The sequence below is a fragment of the Gillisella vitis genome, from assembly GCF_021559775.1.
Classification (GTDB): domain Bacteria; phylum Pseudomonadota; class Alphaproteobacteria; order Rhizobiales; family Rhizobiaceae; genus Allorhizobium; species Allorhizobium ampelinum.
On record NZ_CP056049.1, the window covers coordinates 318,514 to 344,126 of the forward strand.

The 25,613-nt window shown below is 56.1% G+C and carries 25 protein-coding genes; 12 read left to right on the forward strand and 13 right to left on the reverse strand.

Annotated features, from left to right (window positions below; genetic code table 11):
* Window positions 1–753 precede the first annotated feature (753 nt).
* Together AVCG78_RS23495 and AVCG78_RS23500 are read left to right on the forward strand one after the other, a co-directional pair.
* On the forward strand, window positions 754–1,542 hold the full coding sequence (locus AVCG78_RS23495) for a dioxygenase family protein (protein WP_049777552.1): 789 nt from the start codon (window positions 754–756) through the stop codon (window positions 1,540–1,542).
* Window positions 1,543–1,555: 13 nt separating this feature from the next.
* On the forward strand, window positions 1,556–1,888 hold the full coding sequence (locus tag AVCG78_RS23500) for a hypothetical protein (RefSeq protein WP_081355360.1): 333 nt from the start codon (window positions 1,556–1,558) through the stop codon (window positions 1,886–1,888).
* Between the two features lie 12 nt (window positions 1,889–1,900).
* On the opposite strand, the gene AVCG78_RS23505 is transcribed toward AVCG78_RS23500, so the two are convergent.
* Window positions 1,901–2,851: a LysR family transcriptional regulator gene (locus AVCG78_RS23505; protein WP_015918531.1), complete on the reverse strand. Its 951-nt coding sequence runs from the start codon at window positions 2,849–2,851 to the stop codon at window positions 1,901–1,903.
* 101 nt (window positions 2,852–2,952) lie between these two features.
* Here AVCG78_RS23505 and AVCG78_RS23510 point away from each other — a divergent pair, with 101 nt between their 5' ends.
* The 7 genes from AVCG78_RS23510 (at window position 2,953) to AVCG78_RS23540 (ending at window position 10,880) form a co-directional block, all read left to right on the forward strand.
* Entirely contained in the window at window positions 2,953–4,026 is a 1,074-nt protein-coding gene (locus AVCG78_RS23510) for a maleylacetate reductase (protein WP_071203461.1), read from the forward strand.
* A gap of 28 nt (window positions 4,027–4,054) precedes the next feature.
* Entirely contained in the window at window positions 4,055–5,812 is a 1,758-nt protein-coding gene (locus AVCG78_RS23515) for an FAD-dependent monooxygenase (RefSeq protein ID WP_071203460.1), read from the forward strand.
* A gap of 335 nt (window positions 5,813–6,147) precedes the next feature.
* On the forward strand, window positions 6,148–7,428 hold the full coding sequence (locus AVCG78_RS23520; RefSeq protein WP_071203573.1) for an ABC transporter substrate-binding protein: 1,281 nt from the start codon (window positions 6,148–6,150) through the stop codon (window positions 7,426–7,428).
* Window positions 7,429–7,486: 58 nt separating this feature from the next.
* The gene (locus AVCG78_RS23525) at window positions 7,487–8,206 is read left to right on the forward strand and encodes an ABC transporter ATP-binding protein (RefSeq protein ID WP_071203459.1); all 720 of its coding nucleotides are present in this window, start codon (window positions 7,487–7,489) and stop codon (window positions 8,204–8,206) included.
* A complete protein-coding gene (locus AVCG78_RS23530) occupies window positions 8,206–8,928 on the forward strand; it encodes an ABC transporter ATP-binding protein (RefSeq protein ID WP_071203458.1) in 723 nt (240 codons plus the stop codon). Before AVCG78_RS23525 ends, AVCG78_RS23530 begins: the two co-directional genes overlap by 1 nt.
* On the forward strand, window positions 8,915–9,778 hold the full coding sequence (locus AVCG78_RS23535; RefSeq protein WP_071584814.1) for a branched-chain amino acid ABC transporter permease: 864 nt from the start codon (window positions 8,915–8,917) through the stop codon (window positions 9,776–9,778). The genes AVCG78_RS23530 and AVCG78_RS23535 overlap by 14 nt, the downstream gene beginning before the upstream one ends.
* Before the next feature lie 10 nt (window positions 9,779–9,788).
* On the forward strand, window positions 9,789–10,880 hold the full coding sequence (locus AVCG78_RS23540; RefSeq protein WP_071203571.1) for a branched-chain amino acid ABC transporter permease: 1,092 nt from the start codon (window positions 9,789–9,791) through the stop codon (window positions 10,878–10,880).
* Between the two features lie 24 nt (window positions 10,881–10,904).
* Here AVCG78_RS23540 and AVCG78_RS23545 read toward each other — a convergent pair whose 3' ends face one another.
* The 5 genes from AVCG78_RS23545 to AVCG78_RS23565 form a co-directional block, all read right to left on the reverse strand.
* Entirely contained in the window at window positions 10,905–11,453 is a 549-nt protein-coding gene (locus AVCG78_RS23545) for a carboxymuconolactone decarboxylase family protein (RefSeq protein WP_071203456.1), read from the reverse strand.
* Between the two features lie 18 nt (window positions 11,454–11,471).
* Window positions 11,472–12,245, reverse strand: a complete 774-nt coding sequence (locus AVCG78_RS23550; protein ID WP_071203455.1) for an IclR family transcriptional regulator — start codon at window positions 12,243–12,245, stop codon at window positions 11,472–11,474.
* Between the two features lie 155 nt (window positions 12,246–12,400).
* Window positions 12,401–13,336, reverse strand: a complete 936-nt coding sequence (locus AVCG78_RS23555) for a fumarylacetoacetate hydrolase family protein (protein ID WP_071203454.1) — start codon at window positions 13,334–13,336, stop codon at window positions 12,401–12,403.
* 193 nt (window positions 13,337–13,529) lie between these two features.
* Entirely contained in the window at window positions 13,530–14,063 is a 534-nt protein-coding gene (locus AVCG78_RS23560) for a VOC family protein (RefSeq protein ID WP_015918520.1), read from the reverse strand.
* A gap of 95 nt (window positions 14,064–14,158) precedes the next feature.
* Window positions 14,159–14,602 (reverse strand): GlcG/HbpS family heme-binding protein, encoded by a 444-nt coding sequence (locus tag AVCG78_RS23565; RefSeq protein WP_071203453.1) that lies wholly within the window; start codon window positions 14,600–14,602, stop codon window positions 14,159–14,161.
* Between the two features lie 86 nt (window positions 14,603–14,688).
* On the opposite strand from AVCG78_RS23565, the gene AVCG78_RS23570 reads away from it, so the two are divergent.
* Together AVCG78_RS23570 and mhpA are read left to right on the forward strand one after the other, a co-directional pair.
* Window positions 14,689–16,329: an MmgE/PrpD family protein gene (locus AVCG78_RS23570; protein WP_234796139.1), complete on the forward strand. Its 1,641-nt coding sequence runs from the start codon at window positions 14,689–14,691 to the stop codon at window positions 16,327–16,329.
* Complete coding sequence (gene mhpA, locus AVCG78_RS23575) at window positions 16,250–17,824, forward strand: bifunctional 3-(3-hydroxy-phenyl)propionate/3-hydroxycinnamic acid hydroxylase MhpA (RefSeq protein ID WP_234796138.1); 1,575 nt, start codon at window positions 16,250–16,252, stop codon at window positions 17,822–17,824. Before AVCG78_RS23570 ends, mhpA begins: the two co-directional genes overlap by 80 nt.
* Window positions 17,825–18,072: 248 nt before the next feature.
* Here mhpA and AVCG78_RS23580 read toward each other — a convergent pair whose 3' ends face one another.
* The 6 genes from AVCG78_RS23580 to AVCG78_RS23605 all read right to left on the reverse strand — a co-directional run bounded on the left by AVCG78_RS23580 (window position 18,073) and on the right by AVCG78_RS23605 (window position 23,185).
* Entirely contained in the window at window positions 18,073–18,927 is an 855-nt protein-coding gene (locus AVCG78_RS23580) for a fumarylacetoacetate hydrolase family protein (RefSeq protein ID WP_071203450.1), read from the reverse strand.
* Window positions 18,928–18,986: 59 nt separating this feature from the next.
* Window positions 18,987–19,415 carry a carboxymuconolactone decarboxylase family protein gene (locus AVCG78_RS23585; protein WP_234796137.1) on the reverse strand — a complete coding sequence of 143 codons (429 nt, stop codon included), beginning with the start codon at window positions 19,413–19,415 and terminating at the stop codon, window positions 18,987–18,989.
* 136 nt (window positions 19,416–19,551) lie between these two features.
* On the reverse strand, window positions 19,552–20,397 hold the full coding sequence (locus AVCG78_RS23590) for an SDR family NAD(P)-dependent oxidoreductase (RefSeq protein WP_015918514.1): 846 nt from the start codon (window positions 20,395–20,397) through the stop codon (window positions 19,552–19,554).
* 85 nt (window positions 20,398–20,482) lie between these two features.
* On the reverse strand, window positions 20,483–21,187 hold the full coding sequence (locus tag AVCG78_RS23595) for a dienelactone hydrolase family protein (RefSeq protein ID WP_071203448.1): 705 nt from the start codon (window positions 21,185–21,187) through the stop codon (window positions 20,483–20,485).
* Window position 21,188: 1 nt separating this feature from the next.
* The gene (locus AVCG78_RS23600) at window positions 21,189–21,944 is read right to left on the reverse strand and encodes a carboxymuconolactone decarboxylase family protein (protein ID WP_234796136.1); all 756 of its coding nucleotides are present in this window, start codon (window positions 21,942–21,944) and stop codon (window positions 21,189–21,191) included.
* Window positions 21,945–21,961: 17 nt separating this feature from the next.
* Window positions 21,962–23,185 carry an acyl-CoA dehydrogenase family protein gene (locus tag AVCG78_RS23605; protein ID WP_071203446.1) on the reverse strand — a complete coding sequence of 408 codons (1,224 nt, stop codon included), beginning with the start codon at window positions 23,183–23,185 and terminating at the stop codon, window positions 21,962–21,964.
* Window positions 23,186–23,523: 338 nt separating this feature from the next.
* On the opposite strand from AVCG78_RS23605, the gene AVCG78_RS23610 reads away from it, so the two are divergent.
* A complete protein-coding gene (locus AVCG78_RS23610) occupies window positions 23,524–24,693 on the forward strand; it encodes an MFS transporter (protein ID WP_071203445.1) in 1,170 nt (389 codons plus the stop codon).
* A 418-nt stretch (window positions 24,694–25,111) separates the two neighbouring features.
* Here AVCG78_RS23610 and AVCG78_RS23615 read toward each other — a convergent pair whose 3' ends face one another.
* Window positions 25,112–25,612: an SRPBCC family protein gene (locus AVCG78_RS23615; RefSeq protein WP_197434954.1), complete on the reverse strand. Its 501-nt coding sequence runs from the start codon at window positions 25,610–25,612 to the stop codon at window positions 25,112–25,114.
* Between the last annotated feature and the right edge of the window lies 1 nt (window position 25,613).

A 25,613-nucleotide genomic window follows, 5' to 3' on the forward strand; every position in this document is an offset into this window, starting at 1 on the left:
GGTTACAAGATTGTGGAGGTCGATGGGCCGTCGTTCAAAGTCTTTAAGGGCGACCAGCAGCTCGGGGATGATTTCCCCTATTCCGGTGAAGCTGCTGCTCATGCGAGGTCCTTGCCAAAATTGAATAATTCACAGGGTTAAGCACATCATAGGCGAGAAACTTCGCATCAGTTGGCAATCATCCAATGTCTTATTTTGATTTCCCGAGATCTCTGTAATTCAGACCCGCAGAGATCTCGGTTCAGATTGCAGTTTATGGATTGCGGAGCGGAAGGCCTGAGTGGATTTGCCCTATCGTGTTGAGATGCGCCTCCAGTCTTTGATGCTTGGCAACATTTTTTCGATGAAGTTGCTTGCTATAAAGAGCCTTGTCGTCTGCAGGGAGACATTCCTTTGTCTTGCAATGCCTTACAAAAACAAACAAACGGCAGAAGCCAAAACACTTGGATCACTCGGTCCTGAGGCTGGCGAGACTCCACCCCGATGGTAGAGCATTCGCTGCGCGAAACTGCGCAATCGGGGTCGCCTCTCCAAACTTTTTGCATGACCTAATGTTATATTATTTGCGCATGAAACAATCTTATGACCGATGAAACGCGCATATCATTGATACGCTGCATGGGTTTGGCTGTCTGGAGGAGGCCCCCGCGCGCCCGTTGTCGAAAACATGGCACGGGAAGTGTTGGTTAGCAAAAGGAGATTGCCGTGAAATACTTCGTGGAGGAGGATTCGGTCGCTATCGTCAACGCCCGCATGGGTAACGATACGAACCCGAGGTTGGCTGAAATCATGTCGGCGCTGGTCAAGCATCTGCATGCCTTCGTCAAGGATACCCGGTTGACCTCTGAGGAGTGGGAGATCGCCATTGGCTTCCTGACCAAGACCGGCCAGATCTGTACGCAAGAGCGGCAGGAGTTTATTTTGCTATCCGATGTGCTGGGCTGCTCCATGCTGGTGGATGCCATCACCAATCGCCGTCCCAAAGGTGCCACGGAAAGCACGGTGCTTGGCCCATTCCACGTTGAAAACGCCCCTATTCGCGACCATGGCACTGTGATCAGTCTGGATGGCAAGGGTGAGAGCTGCCTGTTCGAAGGCCGCATTCTCGACCTTGATCACCAACCGATTGAGGGTGCATGTGTTGATGTCTGGTCGGACAACGCCGATGGCTTCTATGACGTCCAGCAGCCCGATATCCAGCCGAAATGGAACAATCGTGGCCGGTTCATCACAGGAGCTGATGGCAGCTATCGCTTTGTGGGCATCCGGCCGGTGAGTTACCCGATCCCTGATGACGGGCCGGTTGGCGCGCTGCTTGAACACCTTGGCCGTCATCCCTGGCGGCCCGCGCATATGCATTACATGATCAGCGCACCCGGCTTTCGCAAGCTGGTCACCCATACCTTTGTCGGCGGCGATGAATATCTTTCCTCCGATGCGGTGTTCGGGGTGAAGGAAACGCTCGTTGCTCCCTATGAGCGACTTCAGGATGCTGCAACCCTGTGGCGATCACCTTTTGACTTCGTGCTAACACCAGAATGAAAGTGAGCCGGCGGTGCCAAACCTGAAGATATATGTCGACGAAACCATTTTCGAGGCATCCCGCGCCAGTCTTCACGAGGCGCTGCCGCGGATCCGGGATCTGCTGTGCGAGGCTTTTCAGGTCGCGCCATCGGCCTGCCAACTGGCCGTCATCCCGATTGTTGGATTGCCAGACCAGCCTCAACTCAATATCGAACTGCTGATCCTGCCGCATGCCGAGCGCACCGAAGCGGTCGTGCGGGCAGCGGCAGAAAAGCTGCGTGATCTACTGAATACGGTTACAGGCAAGCGTAGTGCGGTGCGCATCGCTCACCTAGACCCTGTGACCTATGTCGCATTAAAATAGCAGCTCACGCGCTTAGCCGCGGCGGCGGGTTACTTGCTGCTCATGCTCCATGCGAGTGCTGAGATGTTTGAACTTTTCGGTCACAAACGCGACAAACCGTTCCAGTGCTGGCGGCGGCATCCGCTCCGTGGCTGTCAGCAATCCCAATTGGCGATCAGGATGCTCAATACGCAGCGGCAGCGCCTGGAGAGGGATAACCCGCTGGTGGGTAAAGACAACCGAATATGGCAGGACCGTCAGAGAATCCGACCCCAGCACGACGCTGAAAATAGAGGCCAGCGTTCCGCCTGAAAAACTCACTTTGAAATCATCGAGCCCGATTGATTTCAAAGATCGTTGCAAATCGCGAAACAGCGGGCTGTCGGGCGGTGGCGCAATCCAGGAATAGGGTTCGATGTCCGCCAGGGTGATCGCACCGCGCCGCGCCAATGGGTGTGTGGCACTGCCAACAATAACATTGCGGCCAGCCAATAAGGGTGTGAACTGCATGTCAGCCGGGATCATATTGGCATGCATCGGAAGGATAGCGAGATCAAGCGCACCGCTGCGTAGGCCGGCAGAAAGATCCTCGAAATAGCCATAGGTCTGGGTGATTTGCACATCGGAATGGCGGTTTTGAAATTCCGCCACCATGCCAGCAACCACGCCATCGAAGAAAATTGGCGTTCCGCCCAGACGCAATCGGCCCGCCTGCCCCTGACGATAGCGCTGCACCAGACGGCTGGCCTCAAGGTTTTGAGTTCTGATTTTGGCTCCGAGCCGCGCCAGTTGATTGCCAAGCTCCGTTGGGCGCAGAGGCCGACGCCCGGCCTCAAACAGCGGCGTGCCGATCCGCTCCTCCAAAAGCGCCATGGTGCGCGACACCGATGGCTGCGATTTCCCAAGCGCTTCAGCGCCCTCCGTCAGGCCGCCCTTTTCGACGATAACCGCCAGGATTTCGAGATGCTCACTGTCTATCTTCATAACAAAAGATTATATTATATCGCCACCTTGCGATCAATATCCGCCTTTCACTGATCTATTGTCGCCTTCATAGGAGCCAGACAGTCGGCAGGAGGAGCCCCATGTCATATTTCCGCGAAGAGTTTGCGTCGACCTGGCCGGCATTGCGTGTGCGTTTCGGCGTTGGTGTGCGTCACGATCTGGTCGCAGAGATCACACGGTTGGAATGCCATCGCGCTCTGATCCTGACAACGCCGGAACAGGCGAATGTCGCGGAAGAGTTCGCGGCCTTGTGTGGCGACCACGCCGCAGGCATTTTCACCCGTGCCCGGATGCACACACCCGTGGATATATCAGAGGAAGCAACGGCTTATGCCCGCGACATTGGCGCCGATTGTCTGGTCGCCATTGGCGGCGGCTCCACAACCGGCCTTGGCAAGGCCATTGCTTTGCGCACTGATCTGCCACAAATCGTTGTTCCAACGACCTATGCGGGCAGTGAAGCAACCGCCATTCTCGGACAGACGGAAAATGGCGTTAAAACCACATTGACCAGCGCCAAGGTTCAGCCCGAAGTTATTCTCTATGATGCAGAACTGGTGCGCAGCCTGCCCGTTGGCATGACCGTGACCAGCGCGTTGAATGCGATGGCCCATGCTGCCGAAGGCCTTTATGCGCAAAACCGTACCCCCTTGACCACGCTGATGGCGCTTGAAGGGCTGCGGGCCTTTCGCGATGCCCTGCCCCGTGTTCTGAAAGATCCGTCCGATCTCAAGGCGCGTGGTGAAACGCTCTATGGCGCATGGTTGTGCGGAACGGTGCTGGGTCAGGTCGGCATGGCACTGCACCACAAGCTCTGCCACACGCTGGGTGGTAGTTTTGATTTGCCCCATGCTGAAACGCACGCTGTGATCTTGCCGCATGCAATCGCCTACAACAGCGTTGCCGCGCAGGGTGAATTGCGCCCATTGGCTGAGCTGTTCGGGGGGCAAGAGGCAGGAGCAGCACTTTATGGCTTTGCCCGCACATCGCACGCACCGATGGCGCTGAAAGACCTTGGATTGAAGGAGAGCGACCTTGATCGGGCAGCCGATCTTGCGGCGCAAAATCCATACTGGAATCCGCGCCCTGTGGAGCGGGTGGCAATAAGGCGGCTTTTGCAAGCGGCATGGACCGGAGAGCCGCCGGTCGCCTGACAGAGTTGAAGAGGGAGGAAATTGACAAATGGCAGACATTACAACGGATGTGCTGATTATCGGCACTGGACCGGCAGGCTCGGCAGCGGCAGCCCTGCTGTCGACCTACGGGATCAACAATATGGTCGTCAACCGCTATCGCTGGTTGGCCAATTCACCACGCGCTCACATTACCAACCAGCGTGCCATGGAAGTGCTGCGCGATCTTGGTCGTGATGTGGAGGACGAGGCCTACTTGTTTGCGACGCATCAGGAGCTGATGGGCGAAAACATTTTCTGCGAAAGCCTGGCGGGTGAAGAAATTGGTCGCCTGAAAGCATGGGGCAATCATCCCCTGAGCAAGGCTGAACATCTGATGTCGTCTCCGACGAAGATGAATGACTTGCCGCAAACTTTTATGGAGCCTTTGCTGTTCAAGGCGGCTTGTTCGCGCGGAACTCAAGCGCGCATGTCCACCGAATATCTGCGCCACGAACAAAATGCCGAAGGCGTGTTGACCACCTGCAAAGATCGGCTTTCAGGGCATGAACTGACCATTCAGTCGAAATATCTGATCGGTGCCGATGGCGCAAAATCGCTGGTGGCTGAGCATGCTGGCCTGCCATTTGAAGGCAAAATGGGTGTCGGCGGCTCGATGAACATCCTGTTCAAGGCCGATCTTACCAAATATGTCGCGCATCGCCCTTCGGTTCTCTACTGGGTGATGCAGCCGGGTGCCGATGTCGGCGGCATTGGCATGGGGCTGGTGCGCATGGTGCGCCCTTGGAATGAATGGCTGATTGTCTGGGGCTATGACATCAACGGGCCTGAGCCGGAAGTGACAGAGGAACTGGCCACCGGCGTGGCACGGCAGCTGATCGGCGATCCTGATTTGGAAATTGAACTGTTGGCGGCCAACACCTGGACCGTGAACAATTATTACGCCACCCGCACCTCCAATGGCCGCGTGTTCTGTGTTGGCGACGCCATCCACAGGCATCCGCCATCCAATGGCCTCGGCTCAAACACCTCGATCCAGGATTCCTTCAACCTTGCCTGGAAGCTGGCCATGGTTCTGAAGGGTCAGGCTGGAGAGGGCCTGCTGGAAAGCTTCAACGTCGAACGCGCACCAATCGCCAAGCAGATCGTGAGCCGCGCCAACCAGTCGATTGGCGAAACCGGACCGATTTTCGCAGCACTTGGCATGAGTGAAGGCGTCGATCCAGAGCAGATGCAGAAAAATCTTGAAGCCCGCACGGATGGAACCGAGGCTGCCGAACAGCAACGCGAGGCCATCCGCAAGGCAATCGCCTTCAAGAAATATGAGTTTGACGCCCATGGCATCGAAATGAACCAGCGTTATCGGTCCGATGCCATCGTCACTGACGGGCAGATTGAACCCGATTTCCTGCTGGATGCCGACCTGCATCACCAGCCAACCACTTGGCCGGGTGCACGCCTACCACATGCCTGGCTCTACAAACATGTCGGGGGTGCCGAAGTATCAACTCTCGATCTCTGCGGCCATGGCAAATTCACGCTGCTGACGGGCCTGGGTGGAAAAGCCTGGGTTGACGCTGCCGCAGCGGTGGGCAGCGAATTGGGCATGGAGATCAACGCGCATATGATCGGCCCGCGCCAAACCTATGTCGATCCCACCGGCGACTGGGCGCGGTTGAGCGAGATCCGCGACACCGGCTGCGTTCTTGTTCGCCCCGACCACCATGTGTGCTGGCGCAGCACGGCAGCAAGTGCTGCACCAACGGACGACTTGCGCCGTGTGCTGCGGCAGATTTTGGCGCTCTAAGCCAGCAATGGCACCGAGATGATCGGTGCCATTCGAATGCCAGTTCATAACCTGATGACATATTTACCACGACGATTCAGATCAATTATGTGGTTTCTGGCTGTTAGCTTTTGACCTGGGAAGACGGGAATTGGGGGAGGAGACCCATTTCGAAAGGTGCGTGTGCGTGATGCGCAGGATCGCTCAACAGTGATCAATGCACTTTTGACCAGATTCCAGAGATGAAAGACGGGTGTGTAGCATTAACGGTCGGCGGATGCGGGCTTTGATGCCGACGGCTACCGCATTCAGACAGAGCTCAACGCGCGGGGAGGCGCATGGCAATGGGACGACCGATATTCACCAGACGTGATTTTATCAAGACAACCGCCGTCAGTGGCGCTGTGCTTGCAACCTCGGGCTTGGCCGCGCCAGCGATTGCCAAGGATGTGGCCATCAAACTTGGCTATGTCAGCCCCCAGACTGGCCCGCTCGCGGGATTTGGCGAAGCCGACAAGTTTGTCATCGATGCGTTTATGACAGCAACCAAAGCCATGGGCCTCAACTATCAGGTCATCGTCAAGGACAGCCAGTCAAACCCCAACCGGGCCGCTCAAGTTGCCAAGGAATTGATCGTTGATGACGAAGTCAATTTGATGCTGGTCTCCTCGACGCCTGAAACGACCAATCCGGTCTCAACCACTTGCGAGGGGGAAGGTGTTGCGTGTATTTCCACTGTCGCACCGTGGCAATCCTGGTTCATCGGTCAGCAAGGCAATCCCTCCGATCCTGCAAGCTGGAAGCCGTTTAATTATGCCTACCACTTCTTTTGGGGGCTGGAAGATATCATCGCGGTCTACACCGGCATGTGGAGCCAGCTTGCGACCGACAAAAAGGTCGGCGGCCTGTTTCCCAATGATGGCGACGGCAATGCCTGGGGCGACAAGGTTGTCGGCTTCCCGCCGGTTCTTGAAAAGCTTGGCTATTCACTGACGGACACCGGGCGCTACCAGAATCTGACGGATGATTTTTCTGCCCAGATCAACGCCTTCAAGCAGAAGAACACCGATATTCTGACCGGAGTGATGATCCCGCCGGATCTCACCACATTCTGGAATCAGGCCAAACAGCAGGGATTGAAGCCGAAGATCGCCTCCATCGGCAAAGCGCTGCTGTTTCCGCAAGCCGTGGAAGCGCTCGGCAATGCCGGTCACAACCTCTCCACGGAAGTCTGGTGGACACCAACGCATCCGTTTAAATCCTCGCTCACCGGCCAAACGTCGGCCCAGGTCGCGGCGGCCTTTACCAAGGCAACAGGGCGTCCCTGGACGCAGCCGATCGGCTTCGCCCATGCGCTTTTCGAACTCGCCGTCGATGTGATGAAGCGGGCCGAGGATGTGAGCGACGCCAACTCTGTAGCCAAAGCGATTGGTGAAACCAAGCTCGACACACTGGTCGGCCCCATTGCCTGGGGAAGCGACAAGCTGCCGCCGTTTGCCAGCAAGAATGTGGCCAAGACCCCGCTGGTCGGGGGGCAATGGCGGCTCAAGACTGATGGCGGCTATGACCTTGTGGTGGTCGAAAACGGCCTCATTCCGTCTGTGCCGCTCGGCGGTAAGCTCGAACCTCTCGCGTGAGCGCAAGCGACCCGCTCCCACACTGCGGAGCGGGTTCGTTTTCAACAGGAGCCTTTGAATGCCAATCCTTGAACTGTGTGGCGTGTCGAAATCGTTTGGTGCCATTGTGGTTGCTGACAACATTGATTTTGCTGTGCAGGAGGGCGAGGCGCTGGGCGTGATTGGACCGAATGGCGCAGGGAAATCCACGTTGTTCAATCTGATCAGCGGCAACCTTTCGGTCGCGTCTGGAACAATCCGGTTTGATGGCCGCGACGTGACGACCATGCCGCCCATGCAGCGTTGCTTTGCCGGAATGGGGCGGACTTTCCAGATCCCCCAGCCCTTTGAGCGGCTTACCGTCTTTGAAAATCTCTTGGTTGCCGGGGCCTTTGGCGGGCAGTCCAGTGAGGCAGAGATGACCGATTTCTGTGCCGACATTCTTGTTGAAACCGGCTTGATTGCCAAAGCCAATGCGCTTGCAGGCTCGCTGGGCCTTCTGGAGCGCAAGCGGCTGGAACTGGCCCGCGCGCTGGCCACAAAGCCAAAACTGCTGCTTCTGGATGAGATCGCGGGTGGATTGACGGAAGGTGAATGTCACCAACTCGTCGCCACCATCAGGAGCGTTCACCAGCGTGGCGTTGCGGTCATCTGGATCGAGCATGTGCTACATGCGCTAACGGCAGTGGTGGAGCGCATCCTGGTGCTGAACTTCGGTCGGGTGCTGGGCATTGGCGAACCGCAGGCGATCATGGCCTCGCGCGAGGTTCGAGAAATCTATCTGGGTCTGGAGGTATAATGACCAGTCTGCTCGAAACACGCGGCCTTACGGCATTCTACGGCGACTTTCAGGCTCTGTTCGGCGTCGATCTCAGGCTGGATGCCGGAGAAACGATTGCGGTGATTGGGGCCAATGGCGCTGGAAAGTCCACCTTGATGCGTGCCATTGTCGGGGTGCTGGCGTCTGAGCCAGACACCATTCTGCACCAAGGCGTGTCCATCGGTGCGTTGGCGGCACCCGATGTGATGGCGCGTGGCATTGCGCTGGTGCCGGAAGGGCGCAAGCTTTTTCCCTCGCTCACCGTCGAGGAAAATTTGCTGATCGGCCAATATGGCCGCACGGTCAATGGCCCATGGTCGCTTGCCAACATTTATGAGCTTTTTCCCGTTTTGCAGGAACGCCGCCACCAACCTGCGACAGCGCTTTCCGGTGGCCAGCAGCAAATGGTTGCGATTGGCAGGGCGCTGATGTCCAATCCAGAGGTCCTGTTGTGCGATGAGCTGAGCCTCGGCCTAGCCCCGGTGGTGATCAAGGACATTTATGCCGCATTCCCACGCATCCGCGCCGCAGGTGCTGCGATCATTATTGTCGAACAAGATATTGGCCAGGCGCTGAAACAGGCGGATCGCGTCTATTGCATGATGGAGGGGCGCATCACCCTGACGGGCCGTCCTTCCGATCTCGACCGCAACGACATTCATGCCGCGTATTTCGGAGCTGAATCCCATGAACTGGCTTGATACCATTGTGCAAGGCGTGCTGCTGGGCGGCCTCTACGCGCTGTTTGCCGCAGGTCTCAGTCTGGTCTTCGGCATTATGCGACTGGTCAATCTTGCGCATGGCGACCTGATTGTCCTCGCCTCTTTCCTGATCCTGATGCTCGCCAATACCTTCGGGATCAACCCGTTTCTCGCAGCCCTGATTGCCACCCCGCTGATGTTTGGGCTTGGCTGGCTGTTGCAGACCTATCTTTTGAACCGCACACTTGGCAAGGATATCCTGCCGCCGCTTCTGGTCACGTTCGGCCTGTCCATCGTGCTCCAAAACGGCCTTCTGGAAGGCTTCACCGCCGATAGCCGCCGTCTTTCGACAGGTGTGCTGGAAACCGCATCGCTGCCTTTGGCGGGATTGAACATCGGTATCATGCCGCTTTTGACGTTCGGATCGGCGATCATCGTCATTATCGCGCTCAACCAGTTGATCTACCGCACATCGCTTGGTCGGGCATTTCGGGCCACATCCGATGATCCGGTGACAGCTGGCATGATGGGGGTGCGTCCGCATCGTATCTTTGCCATGGCAACAGGGCTTGCCATGGTTGTGGTCACCATCGCGGCTCTCTATCTCAGCACCCGCGCCAATTTCGACCCAACCGCAGGGCCATCACGGCTGATCTATGCCTTCGAGGCGGTCATCATTGGCGGACTCGGATCACTGTGGGGCACATTGGCGGGCGGTGTTGTTTTGGGCATCGCCCAAACGCTCGGTGCAGCCATCAATCCCGAATGGCAGATTTTGGCAGGCCATATCGCCTTCTTGATCGTGCTTCTGGTCAGGCCACGCGGCTTGTTTCCCCGCGCCAATGATTGAGGATCAGCAGATGACATCCACCAACATCGCCCCAACCCAAGAGAATGGCTCAACCGGCTGGCGCATTCAAACGCGAACACGGCTGTCTTCGGCCTTTACGATAGGACTCATACTGGTCTTTGCAGCGCTGGCCTTCGCTCCTTTTTTCGTGTCGCGTGGCACAGTGCAAAATCTGTTTTACATCCTGACGATGCTGACATTGGCGCAGAACTGGAACCTGCTTGCCGGATATGCCGGATTGATTTCGGTCGGCCAACAACTGTTTGTCGGCTGTGGAGCCTATGCGCTGTTTGCAATGGTCATTCTGCTTGGCGTCAATCCGCTGATTGCCATTCCGCTGGCAGGCGTTTTCGCCATGATCGTCGCATTGCCCACCGCCCTCTTCACCTTCCGTCTCCACGGCTCCTATTTCGCCATCGGCACCTGGGTGATTGCAGAAGTGGGGCGGCTTGTGTTTGCCCAATGGAAAACGCTGGGCGGCGGCACGGGGGCGTCGCTGCCAAGGGAGGCCACCCGCGATATGTTTGGCCTATCCACCATCAGCACAGTGTTCGGCATGAAACCGGCTGTTGCACTGGATTCACTGGCCTATTGGCTCGCATTGTTGTTGACGGGTTTCACCATCGTTTTCGTCTATCGGCTGTTGCGCAGCAAGCAAGGACTGGGCCTTGCTGCTGTGCGCGACAATGAAACAGCGGCAACGGCACTCGGCGTGAATGCCCTTCGTCTGAAATTGACGATTTATCTTCTCACAGCAGCCCTGACCGGCATGACTGGCGCACTGATCTATCTTCAGAAAGCCCGAATTTCACCCGATGCCGCCTTTTCACTCACAGATTGGACAGCCTATGTACTGTTCATCGTCATTGTGGGTGGAATCGGCACCATCGAAGGACCTATCGTTGGCGTGATCATTTTGTTTTTCCTGCAAAATCTTCTGTCGGATTTTGGCTCATGGTATCTTTTATTGCTGGGGGCGCTTGCAATCGTAACAATGCTGTTTGCACCCAGGGGCATATGGGGGCTATTCTCAGAGCGCACCGGCATTGAGTTTTTCCCGGTTCGCCGGTTGTTGCGCGGTAGAACGAAAAACAAAAACTGACCTCACCGACAAGCAGTGCAAGGATCAGTTCACCCCCAAATCCCCAGAGCCCTCTTCTACCCCGATCTCAAAGGCATTGAGGGTCATAGCAACAAACGTGTAGTAGCCAACCACACCCACGAGTTCTGCTAGGCCCGCTTGCCCCAGAACAGTCACAGCCTCGTCATGAAGCGGGCTTGGGATGAAGCGGGTCTCCAATAATGTCTTGGTATAACAATAGACGATGCGGGCTTTGTCGCTTGGAAAGGCGGGAGTGATGCGTGTTCGGATTGCCTCGATGACATTCGGCTCAATGCCAGCTTTCAATGCCTCCCGCTTATGCGCATCCCACTCGAAAATAGCGCCCCAGTCGCGCGCAACCACAAGAATCGCAAGTTCGGACAGATCAGCACCAAGCTCTGTGTTATAGCGAACGAATTCGCCGAGGCGTTGCGCCCTTGCGCCCAATTCAGGGCTGTGGATCCACGCCCTGAGCGGTGCTGGAATGCGACCGCGTCGGCCAGATTTTGCTTCTTCAGCCACACTTTGCTGTGCCGGTGACATGTCTTCCAATTGTAGATCGGTCAAACGCATGCGCGTATTTCCTGAGTGTCACGAGAGCAGGAGGGCTTTCGCCTGAACTTCACGGTTGCCGCGCATCGATGTTTCGATCTGCCGGGCCGCATTCATCGCCATATCGACCAGCAGTGCTTTTTCCATAAGATCAAAGCGCGAGCGCGTTGTTAAAATCACCAGGGCCGCCGGGTCGAGTGCGTCACCGACAGGGATCGGAACCGCGACGCCTGCGGCATTCGGGTCAAGCTCCCCGATTGAGACAACATGGCCGTCATTTCGATATTTTAGCATCTGCTTGCGAAATTCTGCCCATGTGGTTCCAAGCCCCGCCTCCGCTATTTCCGCTCCATAACGATCATAGAGCTTCTTGAGTTGCGAAGCTGTCATCGACGCCAGCAAGACTTTCGATCCACCGCCGCGAAACAGCGGCATTGGCCGTCCCCGACCGAAAGCGATTTGACCTGTTTCGTGCGCCAACTCCTGATGAACCGCCATTATCTTCGTACCATACATGCTGGCCAGCAGCACATCGCAGCCCGATTCCTGCGCGACCCGCACCATAACCGGCCGACATGCGATCAGCAGGGGGTCGCACTGGCGGATATAGTAATCGAGTTCAATCACGCGCGGACCAAGAGAATAGCCACCCTCTGCGCGGCGCAACAAGCCAACGTCGCAAAGTTCCTTGACATAGCGATAGCCGGTGGGACGAGAATGCCCACAATATTGGATGATCTCGTCAGCTGACCAAATCGGCTTATCAACCGAAAACAGATCAAGGATCAGGAGCATTTTCGTTAGGCTTGACATGCAGGCTCGCGTGTAGAGTTGTTTGCGCCGATCCGTGAGGGTCATCGCACCGTTGCGACGCACCTATCCCACGCAGAGAGACTCGACCAAAAAAATGCACGCTAATCACCGAAGAGAAGGTGTGCAAGGTGCCCCACCTCCCTCCCCTGATCACATCATGGGCTGACGGGCGCGTGTTTGCCTGTCAGTTGAACGGCTGGGCCCTTCACGCCTTTGGCCATAAGCTCAACACGTGTTTCGCGTGGCCAGGTTCTCTTCAGGTCATCGCGCACATTGATCGCCAGCCGACCAAGGCCTTCGACTTCCAACTCAACGCTATCTCCATCCTGAAATGCATTGAGACCCCGGTGATTGGTCCCCGTGGCCACGACATCGCCCGGCTCCAAAGCCTGGATATGGCTTAGCCATTCAATGCAACGCGGGATCTTGTGCGCCATGTCATCGGTGTTGAAATCCTGCTTGAGCTCGCCATTGACCCAAAGGCGAACCTGCAAGGATTGCGGGTCCGGGATTTCATCGGCGGTGACGATCCAGGGACCAATCGGGGCAAACGTGTCACGCGATTTCATCTGAAAATAATTGTTCTTTTCAGGGAGGGTGCCACGCGCTGAACCATCGATGAAATTCACGTAACCGAAAACATAGTCGCGCCAGTTCTCAGCAGAAACCTGATGCGCACGCTTGCCAATCACCAAAGCCATTTCAGCTTCCCCTTCAAAGGTCCTTGCGGGAATGTCAGGCAGGACCATGGTGCCGCCCGGTCCGATAACAGCCGTCGGTGCCTTGTGGAACGCATTGATGGCGGGCGGCTCCGCAAGTGTTCCGTCCTCCATATAGTTGACGGCCATGCAGACGATATTGCCGGGCTTCGGCAGAGGCGCTCGCAGCGCAACCGATGCCAAGCTGATCGGCTCACCAGCGTCTGCCGCGGCTTCCAGCGCGCTGCGAAACTCATCAAACCGCGCGATTAGTCCTTGCATGAGGTCGTGTGGCCCCACATGCGCAATTGTCTCGACTGCGGACGAAACGTCTATGATGACGTCATCGCGGACGACGCCAAGTTTGTAGGAGTCGAAAAATGCAAGCTTCATGAAGATGATCTCTAAGCTAGAGTTTATCGAGGAAAATGGCACCCAGTTTTCTGAAAAGACAAACGAAAACAAGACAACCTAAACTCTGTCCGGCTCAATCTGAGCCTGACAGAATCCAGCCCCTCGTTGATGCGCGTCTGATACGAGAAATCAGGAGCGCCCGATTGCCGATCCGGCACTTTGCGCCGAAGCGTTACTGGGTTTCCAAGATCTTCTGCTTCAGCTTTTCATTGAAACGATCGCGCCACTCGTGCAAGGGCTGAAAGTCTTCATGCGCACGATTGGTTGCCTCGGATATGCGATAAATCTCATCGGCCGGAAGGGTGAAATCGACCGGATCGGCGCAAGGCTGTTTGACATACCATTCCGTGTCGGTGAAATATTCCAGCCGGTTGCCCTCAGGATCAGGGAAATAGATCGACCAGGCAATGCCGTGGCTCACGCAACGCATCTCCTTGGTTCCAGCATCAACAAGACGACGATGGACTTCACGCACTTCTTCAAGCGTGTCCAACTTGAACGAAAGCTGCTGCACCTGCGGGGTGTCAGCTGTCCGGCCAGCAAATAGCGCAACCTGGTGATGTTCCTCGATGTTGCGGCTCAAGAAGCACATTCTGCCCGGCACTTCATCTGTGACGATAAACCCGAGCACATTGATGTAATATTCACGCATGAGCGCGAGATCGTGAACGAAAAGCCCGACATGGCTGATGGAAACCTGTTGCATTCCTACCTCCCTGAAACTCATTTTTGATAACAGAACGATATTCCCAATATCGAATACCATATCAATCTCACAAATTGAGATTAACGTCAATATCGTTATAGCGCCTTCGCCGGCAAAATCGCAGAGATGGTCTCGGCGTTCGATAAAAGCGCGTCCAAGGCAGCCTGCGCAATGCGTTCATCCTGATGGGACTGAACCCCAGACACACCGATTCCGCCCAAGCACCATTTTTCAACCATGATCGGCAGCCCGCCCTGAATCGGCAATCCGTATGAAAGTTTGAGAAAAACGGGTCTTTCCGCGATTCTTTCTTCCATATCCTTTGATTTTCGCCGGGAAATTGCCGCCATTTTCGCTTTTCCAATGGCGATTTCGCTGGTGGCAGAGCCGGTGCCATCCATTCGTTCAAGACGAAGAAGAGCGCCGCCTTCGTCAACAATGGCAATCGTGACACTCCAACTGTTTGCTTCGGCACATATGCGGGCTGCCTCGCACATCAGAATTATGTCGATCTCATTCAGGTGTGGCCTCATATGCATGTGTCATTTTCTCCTTAGGAATGAAAGTCTCTGGAAAAATCAGATAAATCTCATAATATTAGATTAATTGACATTTTCAAAGAGGCATGCCAAACCTTTTAGCGTCGCTGACACGTCGCGATCTCACTCTGGGGGGAGTCCATGTTTTTCCGCGGTCATACAATCAATCTGGCCTTAATGCTGGACGCAGCAGCATCCGTAAGCAGATGGCAGCCAAGCCAAGCTCTTCAAGAACACGCAAAGGGAACCCATCGATGACCACGTTGATTGACGACGTTTCCAAACGGATCGCTTCAGGAGCACCCTTTCGGCAAGATCCCCTTGTTTCGCAGGGCCTGTCTATCCACGTCCTCGACACTATCGGTGCATGGATTGCGGGGCGTGCGACACGAGAAGGCCATCGTCTTTCACGGCTCAGAGATGAGAAATCCCAGTCATTGGCACCACTGACGCGCTCAACACTGGACACGATTGCACTGAGGGTCGCCACCGCAAGGCTGAGCGAGGTGGACGATGTGCATATGCCCTCATGCACAACGCCGGGCGCGATTGTGGTTATGACGGCTTTGTCTTTGATGGCGGATCGTGCGGACGCCATTCTGTTTATCGATGCACTCCACGCGGGATATGAGATCATGACCCGCCTTGGCGAGGCGGTGTCCGGTCCTGATATCTTACACAAGGGCATCTGGCCGACCTATATGCTCGCACCGGTCACGACGGCCGCAGTCACCGCAAAGCTTTTGGGCTTGGATTGGGAACGGACAGCGCATGCCCTGGCCATTGCGCTTTCCACATCGAGTGGAAGGCCGGGAGGCAGCGTGAGTGGCGGGGTGGTTGGTGGCGCGGGAACCTCTGCGCGTTGGCTGTTCGCGGGCCTTGCCGCAAAAACGGGCTGCATCGCCGCCCTCAGTGCCTCGAAAGGCTTCAATGGCGATAGAAGCTTCATGGATGGAGAGTGGCCCGCCCGAAGCCACGGCGTAACATTGGAGAAAGATATTCTCCTGAATGTCTTTGAAGGTCAGGCGGCCGTCCTGGGCACCAGTATCAAACCTTATTGCGCAGCCAAGCACGCCATAGCCGCCATCGACGGCTTTCAAAGGCTTCTGAAACAGGGGGTTCCGCTTGACACTGTGAGCAAGGTCGTTGTGAAAGCCCCACCCGTGCATGCTGGCATGATCGGCCACCATGATGTCAGTTTGAGCCGCCTTTCTCGCATTACCAGTTGCAGCTACAATCTCGCTCTGGCGGCATTTTGGCCGGATAAATTGCTCGATATCGAGCGAACCGATGCCGTGGCTGACCCAGCGGTGGTGGAGTTTGCAAAAAAGGTGGAGGTTGTTGCCGATCCTGAACTGGCGCACCAATGCCCTCAGAATTACCCCGCGAGCATCGATCTTTTCATCAATGAGAGGATTATTGCTTCAATTGCCATATCGGACGCCCTCGGCGACCCCGCCAAACCCTTCGATCTTGATTTGGCACGAGGAAAATTTCGCCGTCTCGCACGCGGTGTCATCCGTGAAAGCCTGGCGATGCACATCGAGCAATGCTGTCTGGACTTGAACAATCCAACGGCTGGGCCGGAACTGGCGGCGATCATGACGGAGATAGACAATTCACTGACACCCAAAACGGTGGCAGACCATGACAGGGAAGACATGCAAAACGCCGGAATCATATCGGCCGCAGAACTGGAGAGGAGAGATTATGGTAGGGTCAGTTGATGTCGTCATTGTAGGGTTGGGTCCAACAGGTGCCACCTTGGCGAACCTGCTGTGCAGCATGGACCTGACGGTATGCATCGTTGAGGCCGATGAAACGATGTTTACGCTGCCGCGCGCGACCCATTTTGATGGGGAGGTGATGCGAGTGTTTCAAACAATCGGACTTGCAGACAAGATCAAGCCCGACACACATGTCAATCCCGGCATGACCTTTATCAACGCACAGCACGAAGTCATCCTGCACTGGCCGCGTCCCGCCGAAGTGGGGCCGCAGAACTGGCATGGAAGTTATCGCTTTCACCAACCCGCACTGGAAACGGTGTTGCGGGAGGGCCTCAATCGCTTCCCGCAAGCAAAGGTATTATCCGGCTGTGAAGTCGTTTCACTGGAACAGGGCGAATACGGCGTTGTCGCACAATACCGCACGCGCAAGACTGGTGAAACCGCATCAATCAAAGGCCGTTACCTTGTTGGATGTGACGGCGGACGATCGCCTGTTCGTGGCATGATCTCGAGCCAGCTTGAGGATCTCGGAAGCCATGAACGTTGGATCGTGGTCGATCTGCTGATGAACCGAGACGTTGAAGGCCTGACCGATGGTACGGTTCAATTTTGCAACCCGGTGCGCCCCACGACCTTCATGCGTTGCGTCAAGAACCGACGCCGGTGGGAGTTTATGGTGATGCCCAGGGATGATCTTGAACAGCTTCTGACGCCCGAGGGTATTTGGGGGCTCCTTTCGCCCTGGCTGACGCCCGATGATGGCGAGATCGAGCGTGCGGTGACCTATTTCTTCCACGCTGTCATGGCCAAGCCATGGCGGGTGGATCGCGTGCTTCTTGCCGGAGATGCCGCGCACCAGACACCGCCTTTCCTTGGTCAGGGGCTTTGTGCTGGCATCAGGGACAGTTCCAACCTCGCCTGGAAGCTCGCCAGCGTGATCAAAGGCACCGCATCGGAGGCTCTCCTCGATACGTATGAACAGGAGCGAGCGCCACACGTTCGCAAATATATCGAGAATGCCATTCAGATCGGCAGTATCATTCAGACAGTTGACCCTGAACTGGCGCGCGAGAGAGATGAGAATCTGGCCAAGGGTGGGCGGTTTATCACCTCAATCAACGCGCAACTTGGTGAGGGATTGCATGGATCAGAACCGCTCCCGGCGGGAATGATTTCGCGGCAACCGATCCTGACGTCCGGTCGCCCGCTAGACGACGTGGTCGGCAATGCTTTCGTGGTTCTTGGTGCGCAGGATGTGTTGGATAAGGTGTCGCAAGACACGCGCAGGCGATGGCATGACATCGGTTTGGTCTGCCTTGCCGATGAGGGCAGCGACTATTTGGCTGAGATTGGGGCGATGGCCATCATCATTCGGCCCGACCGTTACATTTTGGGGATCGCCAATAGCCCGCAAGACCTTGACCGTATCTCAGAATTACTTCCCACTTGGGGGCAGCGGACAGACATGATTGGGATGGCGGCACAAAGGTAAAATTTCCATCGGCAGCCTTCTTGAGGCCGTTCAGCGTCACCGATCTGGATGCTAAATGGCCTCGTTTTCATTGGATCTGGCTTTACATATGGATCGGATCAAATGGAAAATATGCAACGACTATAAAGCATTATAGCGTTGGCACGCTCAACGGTGCACAACGCTATAATAGAAAACAGATAAGCCTTGCTCAGGAGGCATCGAACACGGCCATAAAGCCGTATCCGATCATTGTCCTCATAGGATTTTTATAGCTGCTCTGCCTTGATCGAATTGCGCAAGATGCCAATTTCGGAGATCTCAACTTCAACAATGTCTCCATCCTTAAGGAACAGTTGCGGGTTGCGGCGAACGCCGACGCCACCGGGCGTTCCCGTAACGATCACATCGCCCGCTTCCAACGGGGTAAAGATCGAGCAATACTCGATAATTTCCGGAATAGAGAAAATCATCTGGCTGGCGTCCGCACTTTGGACTTCTTGTCCGTTGACGCGGGTCTTGAGATGCAGCGGCGCGTTGTCAGGAATTTCGCCGCGCGTTGACATCCAGGGGCCAAAACCACCCGTTTGATACCAGTTCTTGCCCGGCGTCCATTGCCCTGTGTGCCCCTGCCATTCGCGAATACTGCCGTCATTATAAGGCGCATAGCCGGCAATATGGCTCCAGGAATCGGCTTGCGAGATCCGGCGGCCGGGTTTGCCGATGATGATTGCGATCTCCCCTTCATAGTCAAATGTATGGGACTCGGGCGGAGCCACCAAAGGCTGCATGTGGCCAATCTGGCTGGCTGGGAAACGCGCAAAAACCATCGGCTTCTTGCTGGGGTCTCTGCCAATTTCAGAGCGGTGCGCTTCATAATTCACGCCGATGCAGATGATTTTTGGCGGGTTGGGGATGACGGGAAGAAATGTAATATCCGTTAACGCATAGTCCGGCTTTGCGCCAACACATGCCGCTTCAAGTTCAGGAAGTGCATCTGCTTCAAGGACCGCCAGAAGATCTGCATAGCGCCCTTCAAACTTGCGCCCAAGATCGATAACGCCGTCATCAATGACAGCGCCGAAGCTTTTACGGTTCTGGATTTCAAAACTCAGTAGTTTCATGTCTTAAGCACTCCTGTTTGTACCGGTTCTGGGATTGAGCATTCACCGTTGACCGGCAATCAAAGTCTTCCGGTCCCGGGGAGTGGAAACTCCTGCAGGAACGGCGCATATTCTGGCTCCAGATCAATCTCGATGGCCGCCATGACGCGAACGAGACCGATATATTCGCCGATGGTGACCAGCAGATCCACAAGGTGCTCGCTGCTGAGGGCTTGCGCGAGTTGATCGAAACGCTCCCCGGAGAGCGTGATGTGATCTGTGAGCTCTCTTGTTGCGGCCAGTACCACCCGCGCCAGCGGCTCCAGGTGGGTCTCGCCACCTTCGCTCTCCACGCTGATCGCCCGGATATCATCTCGGCTCACCCCAAAGGACAGCGCCACATCAACGTGATGCGCCCATTCATAGGCAGAGCGGGTGCTGTAACCGACTTGCAAGATCGCCAGTTCGCGCAGGCGTGGGTTCAATCCACTTTGATGGCGGAAATACATTCCCCTTGCCGCAACAAGGTTCGCTAGGACAGGACTATGCGCAACGGCCCGCGTAATATTCGACGTCATGCGCGGGATGTTGCGATGCTCGGGCTGGAGATCCTCCATTCGCAAATATTTTATGCGTCCCATAGCCTTATGCCCCCAAGCTTCGTTTTGCCTCGCCCAGTGCCTCTCCAACAATCGAAGCTGGATCATAACCGGCCGATGCGAATGCGATGAGGTCTGGCTGATAATTGGACTGCGAGCAGATCAGGAAGGCATCCCGCTCAAGGCCTTCAATCAAGACCTTTGCAGCATGTTCTGCCGGCACACGCACAGTGCGTCGCGTCGGAACACCGATGGAAAATTCTTCTGGTGCAGGCATTCCCGGCGGTGGGCTCGGCGGGACACCGCCCGGCATCTCGGCGGTTGCCGTAATACCGGGGCAGAAAACCGAGATACCGACACCGGTTCCGCTTAGGGCATGCGCATAGGCATAGCTCAGGGAAAGCTGGGCACCCTTTGAGGTGATATAGGGGCCCATGAAGCGGATCGGTGGATCAGGAAGCAGCGCCAATGCAGACGAGGTGTTGACGATGTGGCCCGCGTTGCGCTCCAGCATTCCCGGCAAAAAAGCCTTGATGGTGCGAAGATAGCCCAGCACATTGACATCGAATGCGGCTTGAAACTGATCGAGACCAACATTCAAGATAGAGCCGGTCACCGGAGGCTTGGCGGCATTGTTGATGAGGATATCGACCACACCGCAGCTGCTTTCGACCTGTCGCTGCAAGTCAGCGACCTCCTGATCGTTGGCGAGATTACAGCGGAAGGCCACCGCCTTGCCACCGGGCACCGACTTGGCCGCTTCTTTCGCGCCGTCCTCGTTGATATCCACGATAACCACCCGGGCACCCAACTGGCCAAGGCTTCGTGCAGTTGCGCGACCGATACCGGTCGCGGCACCCGTTATGAGTACCAATTTGCCGTCGAATTTCATCCGTTGCATCCTATGTTGCAGCTACAGCCTATTGTTTTCGTTTGTCTTTTCAGAGAGATCGGAGCCCACTTTTCCTTGACAAACTCTAAGCAGCCGGTGTTTCACCCAAAAGGGAAATGAAAGCGCCCCATGAGCAGGCGTCAGCCTTGGCGTCATAGCCAAAGCCGGGGCCAGCCTCATGAATATCGGGATCGGTGAACCCATGACCAACACCCCCGAAGAGGCACAGCTGGTAGTTGACACCTGCGGTGCTCATGTCCTGCTGGAAGCCTTGTATTTGGCTCATCGGCGAAAAAGGGTCGGCATCACCGACACAAACCATCAGCGAGGTCTTGATGCCTGCCGCACCCCGCTCGCTCGTCAATGCGCCATGAAAGACGGTTGCGCTTTTGACCGGAACACCCGACCTTGCAAGTTCCAGCCCGCACCAGCCACCGAAACAATAGCCAGCGACCGCGATGGCCCCGACATCCAGCCGGGCGGCGTCAGCGAGGGCTTGCAACCCGGCTTCGACACGGGCCAGCAACAGATCGGGCTGCGCTTTCAGTGCCCCCACCAAGGCACGCGCCTGCGCAGGCTCTTTCACCAATTGCCCTGCCCCGTACAGGTCCGCGGCAAAGGCGTGATAGCCAAGGCTCGCCAGCATGTCTCCGCGTCTGCGCATATGGGGTCCAAGCCCCGGCGCTTCATGCAGCAACAGAACGCCGGTTTTGGCGGCGCTGTCTCCGGCCGCGTAATATCCGATACATTCTGTATCTCCGGCGTGATAACGCCGCTCAACACCCCGCATCTCAAACACCTCCCCGTGTTAAGCTATTGATGATTGGCAGGCCAAAAACCATGGCGTGAATGCCCATGCTCGATATCTGTTTACAGACATCGAGCACTTCCCGTGCGCTTGCTCCATGCTCCAGCGCTGCCCGCACATGTTGACGCACGCCGACCGGATTGAGTTGGGTGACCTGCGCATGAACCGCAAGCGCGATCAGATGCGCCTCCTTCAGCGACAATGTCGCATCCGGCCCCCGCATCGGGGCGGCTGCGAAATTGAGCCAGCATTGATAGAATTTCGGATCAAGCTTTATTCCGGCCTGAACCTCTTCCAAGACGGCCCCGAAAACGGCAAGATGCTCCTTGCGCACCATCGTCGCAGACGGCTCATCGACAACAATCTCGCCGGGCGCGAACTCGGCAATTGCTTCAGCGGCGAGCAGATAAGAATGAATGCCCATCGCGCTGACCGTTGCGACCACGCAAAGAAGCTCTGACGGGCTAGCCCCCAAATCCAGTGCCTGCCGGGCGTGGTTTTTAAACCCCTTTTCGAACATATGCGTGGGCGAACAATTCGTTGCCACATAGATCAATTCGCGCAGTTTTGGCGATATCGATCCTTGCTCGTCGGAATAGACGGAGAAATCGAGATAGGCCGCAACATAGGCTGGTGAGTAGGAAAGCATCGCCTCCCAGTCATCATGCCAGTGACCACGCCGACGTTTAAACTCCGCACGGATCCAGTCTGGATCGAGCGACGACCCTGCTGATGTCAAGATGGTCTCCATGGCAGTCAGAACGGGCTGAGCGGGGCAAGCCCGAAGTGAAGGCGTGCAGCGTTGACGGCGGTGCGCGACCGTTGCTGAACAAAATGGGTTTTCTGCACGGCCGCGTCTCGATAGATACGGGCAAGCATGGATTGCTTGGCCCCCGTGCTCGTGCCCGCCGTGGTGAAGATGATTTCCAACCCGTCCCACGCAAGGCGGCAGGCCTCCTGGGCGGCAGCAAATAGCCGTCTATCTGTCTCTTCAGTAAAACCTTCGCCAGTCTCCTGGTGCAGCCTGCACGCTTCCAGATAGCGCTCCGTCACCTTCAAGAGAAGCGCTTCGGCGGAATCGATCTTGGTTTGGGCATCGCCATAATATTGCTGGAACTCGTGGCTCTCGTACAAGCGCTGCTTTGATGAGAACCGCATCGGCTTGTTGCGCAAGATGTCTTCGAAAATATCGAGCGCACCCTTTACAGCGCCGACCACGACCGCACCCAGCTCAATCACAAAATACGATGCTTTGCGGCCGTTATACATTGGGTTTGCATGCACCGCCGCGCCACGCTCGCCGCGCCACATGACGATGGGAGCGGTGCGATATTCCGGCACAAACACATCCTTGACGACAAGCCGGCGAGAACCGGTGCCCTGCATCCCAATCATGTCCCAGTTATTGACGATTTCATAATCAGAACGGTCAACCAGCATCAATCGGGGCGTCATACTGCCGTCGGCTTCCGGCGTCAGACCGCTGACCATTGCGTGGGTTGAGACATCGCAACCCGATGCATAGTCCCAACCGCCGCTGACACGAAATCCGCCCTTTTCAAGCGTCACCGGAACCGGCGACCCAACCGAGGGACAACGATAATCACCGTCATCGCCATAGGCCTCGATCTGAGCACGTTCGCTGAAATCAGCCAGCATGATGGGATGGCCGGACACAAGCGCCAGAACCCAGCCGCTCGAAGGGCAGCCGCGAGCGATTTCCATCATCACCTTGACGTAAGTGGTCAGGTCAAATTCATAGCCACCGAAGCGACGCGGCTGGACAACACGATAAAATCCAGCCCGCATGAACTCCTGATGGGTAACCTCCAGCAAGCGCCCACCGGCCTCGGCATCCGCTTGGCGCGCTCTGAGTGTGCCGATCATGGCCGTAGCTCGCGCGATCATCTCATCTGGCTGCAACTTCGGCTCCGGCGGCTCCAATCCAACAGTTTCGAACTTTCGCTCAACATTTACCATTAACGCACCTCACCCTCCGCATGAGCCCTCGCAATTGGGACGAGTACTCTCCTGAGGATGATTTGAAACCCGCCATTGGCAATCGACAACAAGGGTCAAGGCCATGTCCGGTATGTGTACACGGATACATCTGCCGGACGCCTGCGTCAGCCAAGATGTAGGGTGTTGCTGAAGGCTTTAGTGTTCGAGTCACGCAGTTAAATGGTTAATTGCGCCCGTCTCCGATATTCGGAACGTTCTCGATATCAAGAGGTCGCCCAATGAGGCTGTTTCCATTTCATTCTACACATCCTCGGTATGGCCGAGCCATCCTGGCCGCATGCTCGCTTATCCTATGCATGAACGCCGCGTTTCCCATCTACGGCGCAAGCGTGATCAACACATCCATGGTCACATCATTGGGCTGGGATCGCAGTCTCCTCGGGCTGCTCGTGTCCGTCAACATGGCCGTTACCGGCATTACAGCGCCGCTCGTCGGTTCTGCAGTCAATCGCTTTGGTGCGCGCCTCGTGCTGATCGCAGGCAGCCTGTTACTGCTGCTTGGAGCGAGCGCAATGGCTTTCTGGGTTGAAAAGCCGTGGCAAGTCGTCGTTGCATTTGGCATCCTCATGGGATTGGCCATGAGTGCTGGTGGTTTCGTTGCTAATCAGGCTTGTGTCGCAGCCTGGTTTGATAAAAAGCGGGCTCGGGCCTTTGCGGTGCTTTATGCCACTATGGGCGTTGGCGGTTTTGTTGCTGCACCGCTGATCAGCCGGTCCATTGCCCTTAGCGATTGGCGCGCCGGATGGCTGGTCTTCATCGGTGCCGGAGCCTTGGCTTTGTTTCTGGCAATCTTCGTTGTGCGCGATACGCCACCGGGCGCAAGCGATGCCAATGTTGCGAAATTCGCACAATTCGATGCTTCCGGAGACCAGAAGGGATCAGTCTACAAATCACCGGCACTGTGGCTGGTGATCACATGCATTGTCACGGCTGGCGCCGGGTGTTCATTCTACATCGCCCATGGTCTGGCACTTCTGCATGATTCCAGCTTTGCCCCGACGGATGCTGCAGCATCACTATCCCTGATGGCCGCCTCGACCTTGCTGGGCAACTTCGCCGTTGGAGCCTTCAGTGAGCGCTTAGGGACCCGCAATATTCTCGCGGCTGGCCTCCTTGTCTTTGCTTTTGGTATATTGACACTCGGTTACGCTCATAACTCAATCATGCTCTATGCCTATGCCGTCTTGTTGGGCGCGGGCTATGGTGCGGTGCAGGTAAGCTCAATGGCCCTGCTGAGCGAAACCTTTGATTCGCGGCATTTTGCTGCGGTCTCCGGCTTTGCAATTTCAATGATGACGATCGCAAGCGCTGTCGCGCCAATCGTTGTCGGACAGTTGTTCGATCACACCCACACCTATATGCCGAGTGTCCTGACCATTGCCGCGCTGAATGGTATTGCCGCAGTGCTGATGGCAACCAATCGTCGGGCTTTTTTGTCCGGCACCCCCCAAGTACACGCCACCTAAATGGTTGAGGGGCGGCGCCCGCGCCCGCCCGGCCTCACAGGCGTGGTTACGAACCCGCAACGGGATCAGATCACAATGAAACAACAGGAGAAGGTCGACGGTGGCGAAAGCCAGGTCGGCCTTCTCCTGTTTGGGCAGGCCACTTCCACGGAACCCTATTCTGCTGAGTGCCGACACAACCCATGCCAATCAAACTGGTTGAAGCCTCGACACCGCAATCGTGCTTGATACCCATCCGACCTTCATTGGTTTGCCGGTTACTCCGAGCATTTCGAGGAGTTGAATGAACAGTTGCGTCACTCTTTGATGTTTGTCATGAACCGTCAAAACCCTATCGCTGCATGTCATCCACAAAGAGAAACCGCCGCTCTTGCGAGCGGCGGTTCAAATGACCGGGTATTGAAATCCTGCTCAGATCTCAGGCTTCTTCAAACTTGTCCTTCAGCCCCTGCAAGGCACCGGAGATGTCGCTGCCAATTCCTTTTTCTGCCATTTCCTGGATCGCACTCGGCACGTCAACAGCAATGCTATACTCAACTTTAGAGCCCGCACCTGACTCACCCACAACGAATGTCGCCAGAAACCCTTCAAGCTTCGGCGCACCTGGAGGCAGATCCTGGTTCGGAACCATCTCGTAAGCAAGTGTGCGCTTTTCATTGTCAAGCACAGCAATGCGATCAAGGATGGTGTTGCCGCGCTTCATCTTGACAATGCGCTCACCCTTGGCTGGCCCCGGAGCCGTGGATTCAATATGGGGCTGCCAAGCATGAAAATTGTAAAAATCGCTGATGAACGTCCAGACTTCCGCAGCGGGTGCCTTCAATTCGACTGACTGAGATAGTTTCATTGTCTTCTCCCTTGTTATTTCCGTCCCGGAACGAAACGGAAGATTAAAAAAATCGTCCCCACTTTTGTTCACG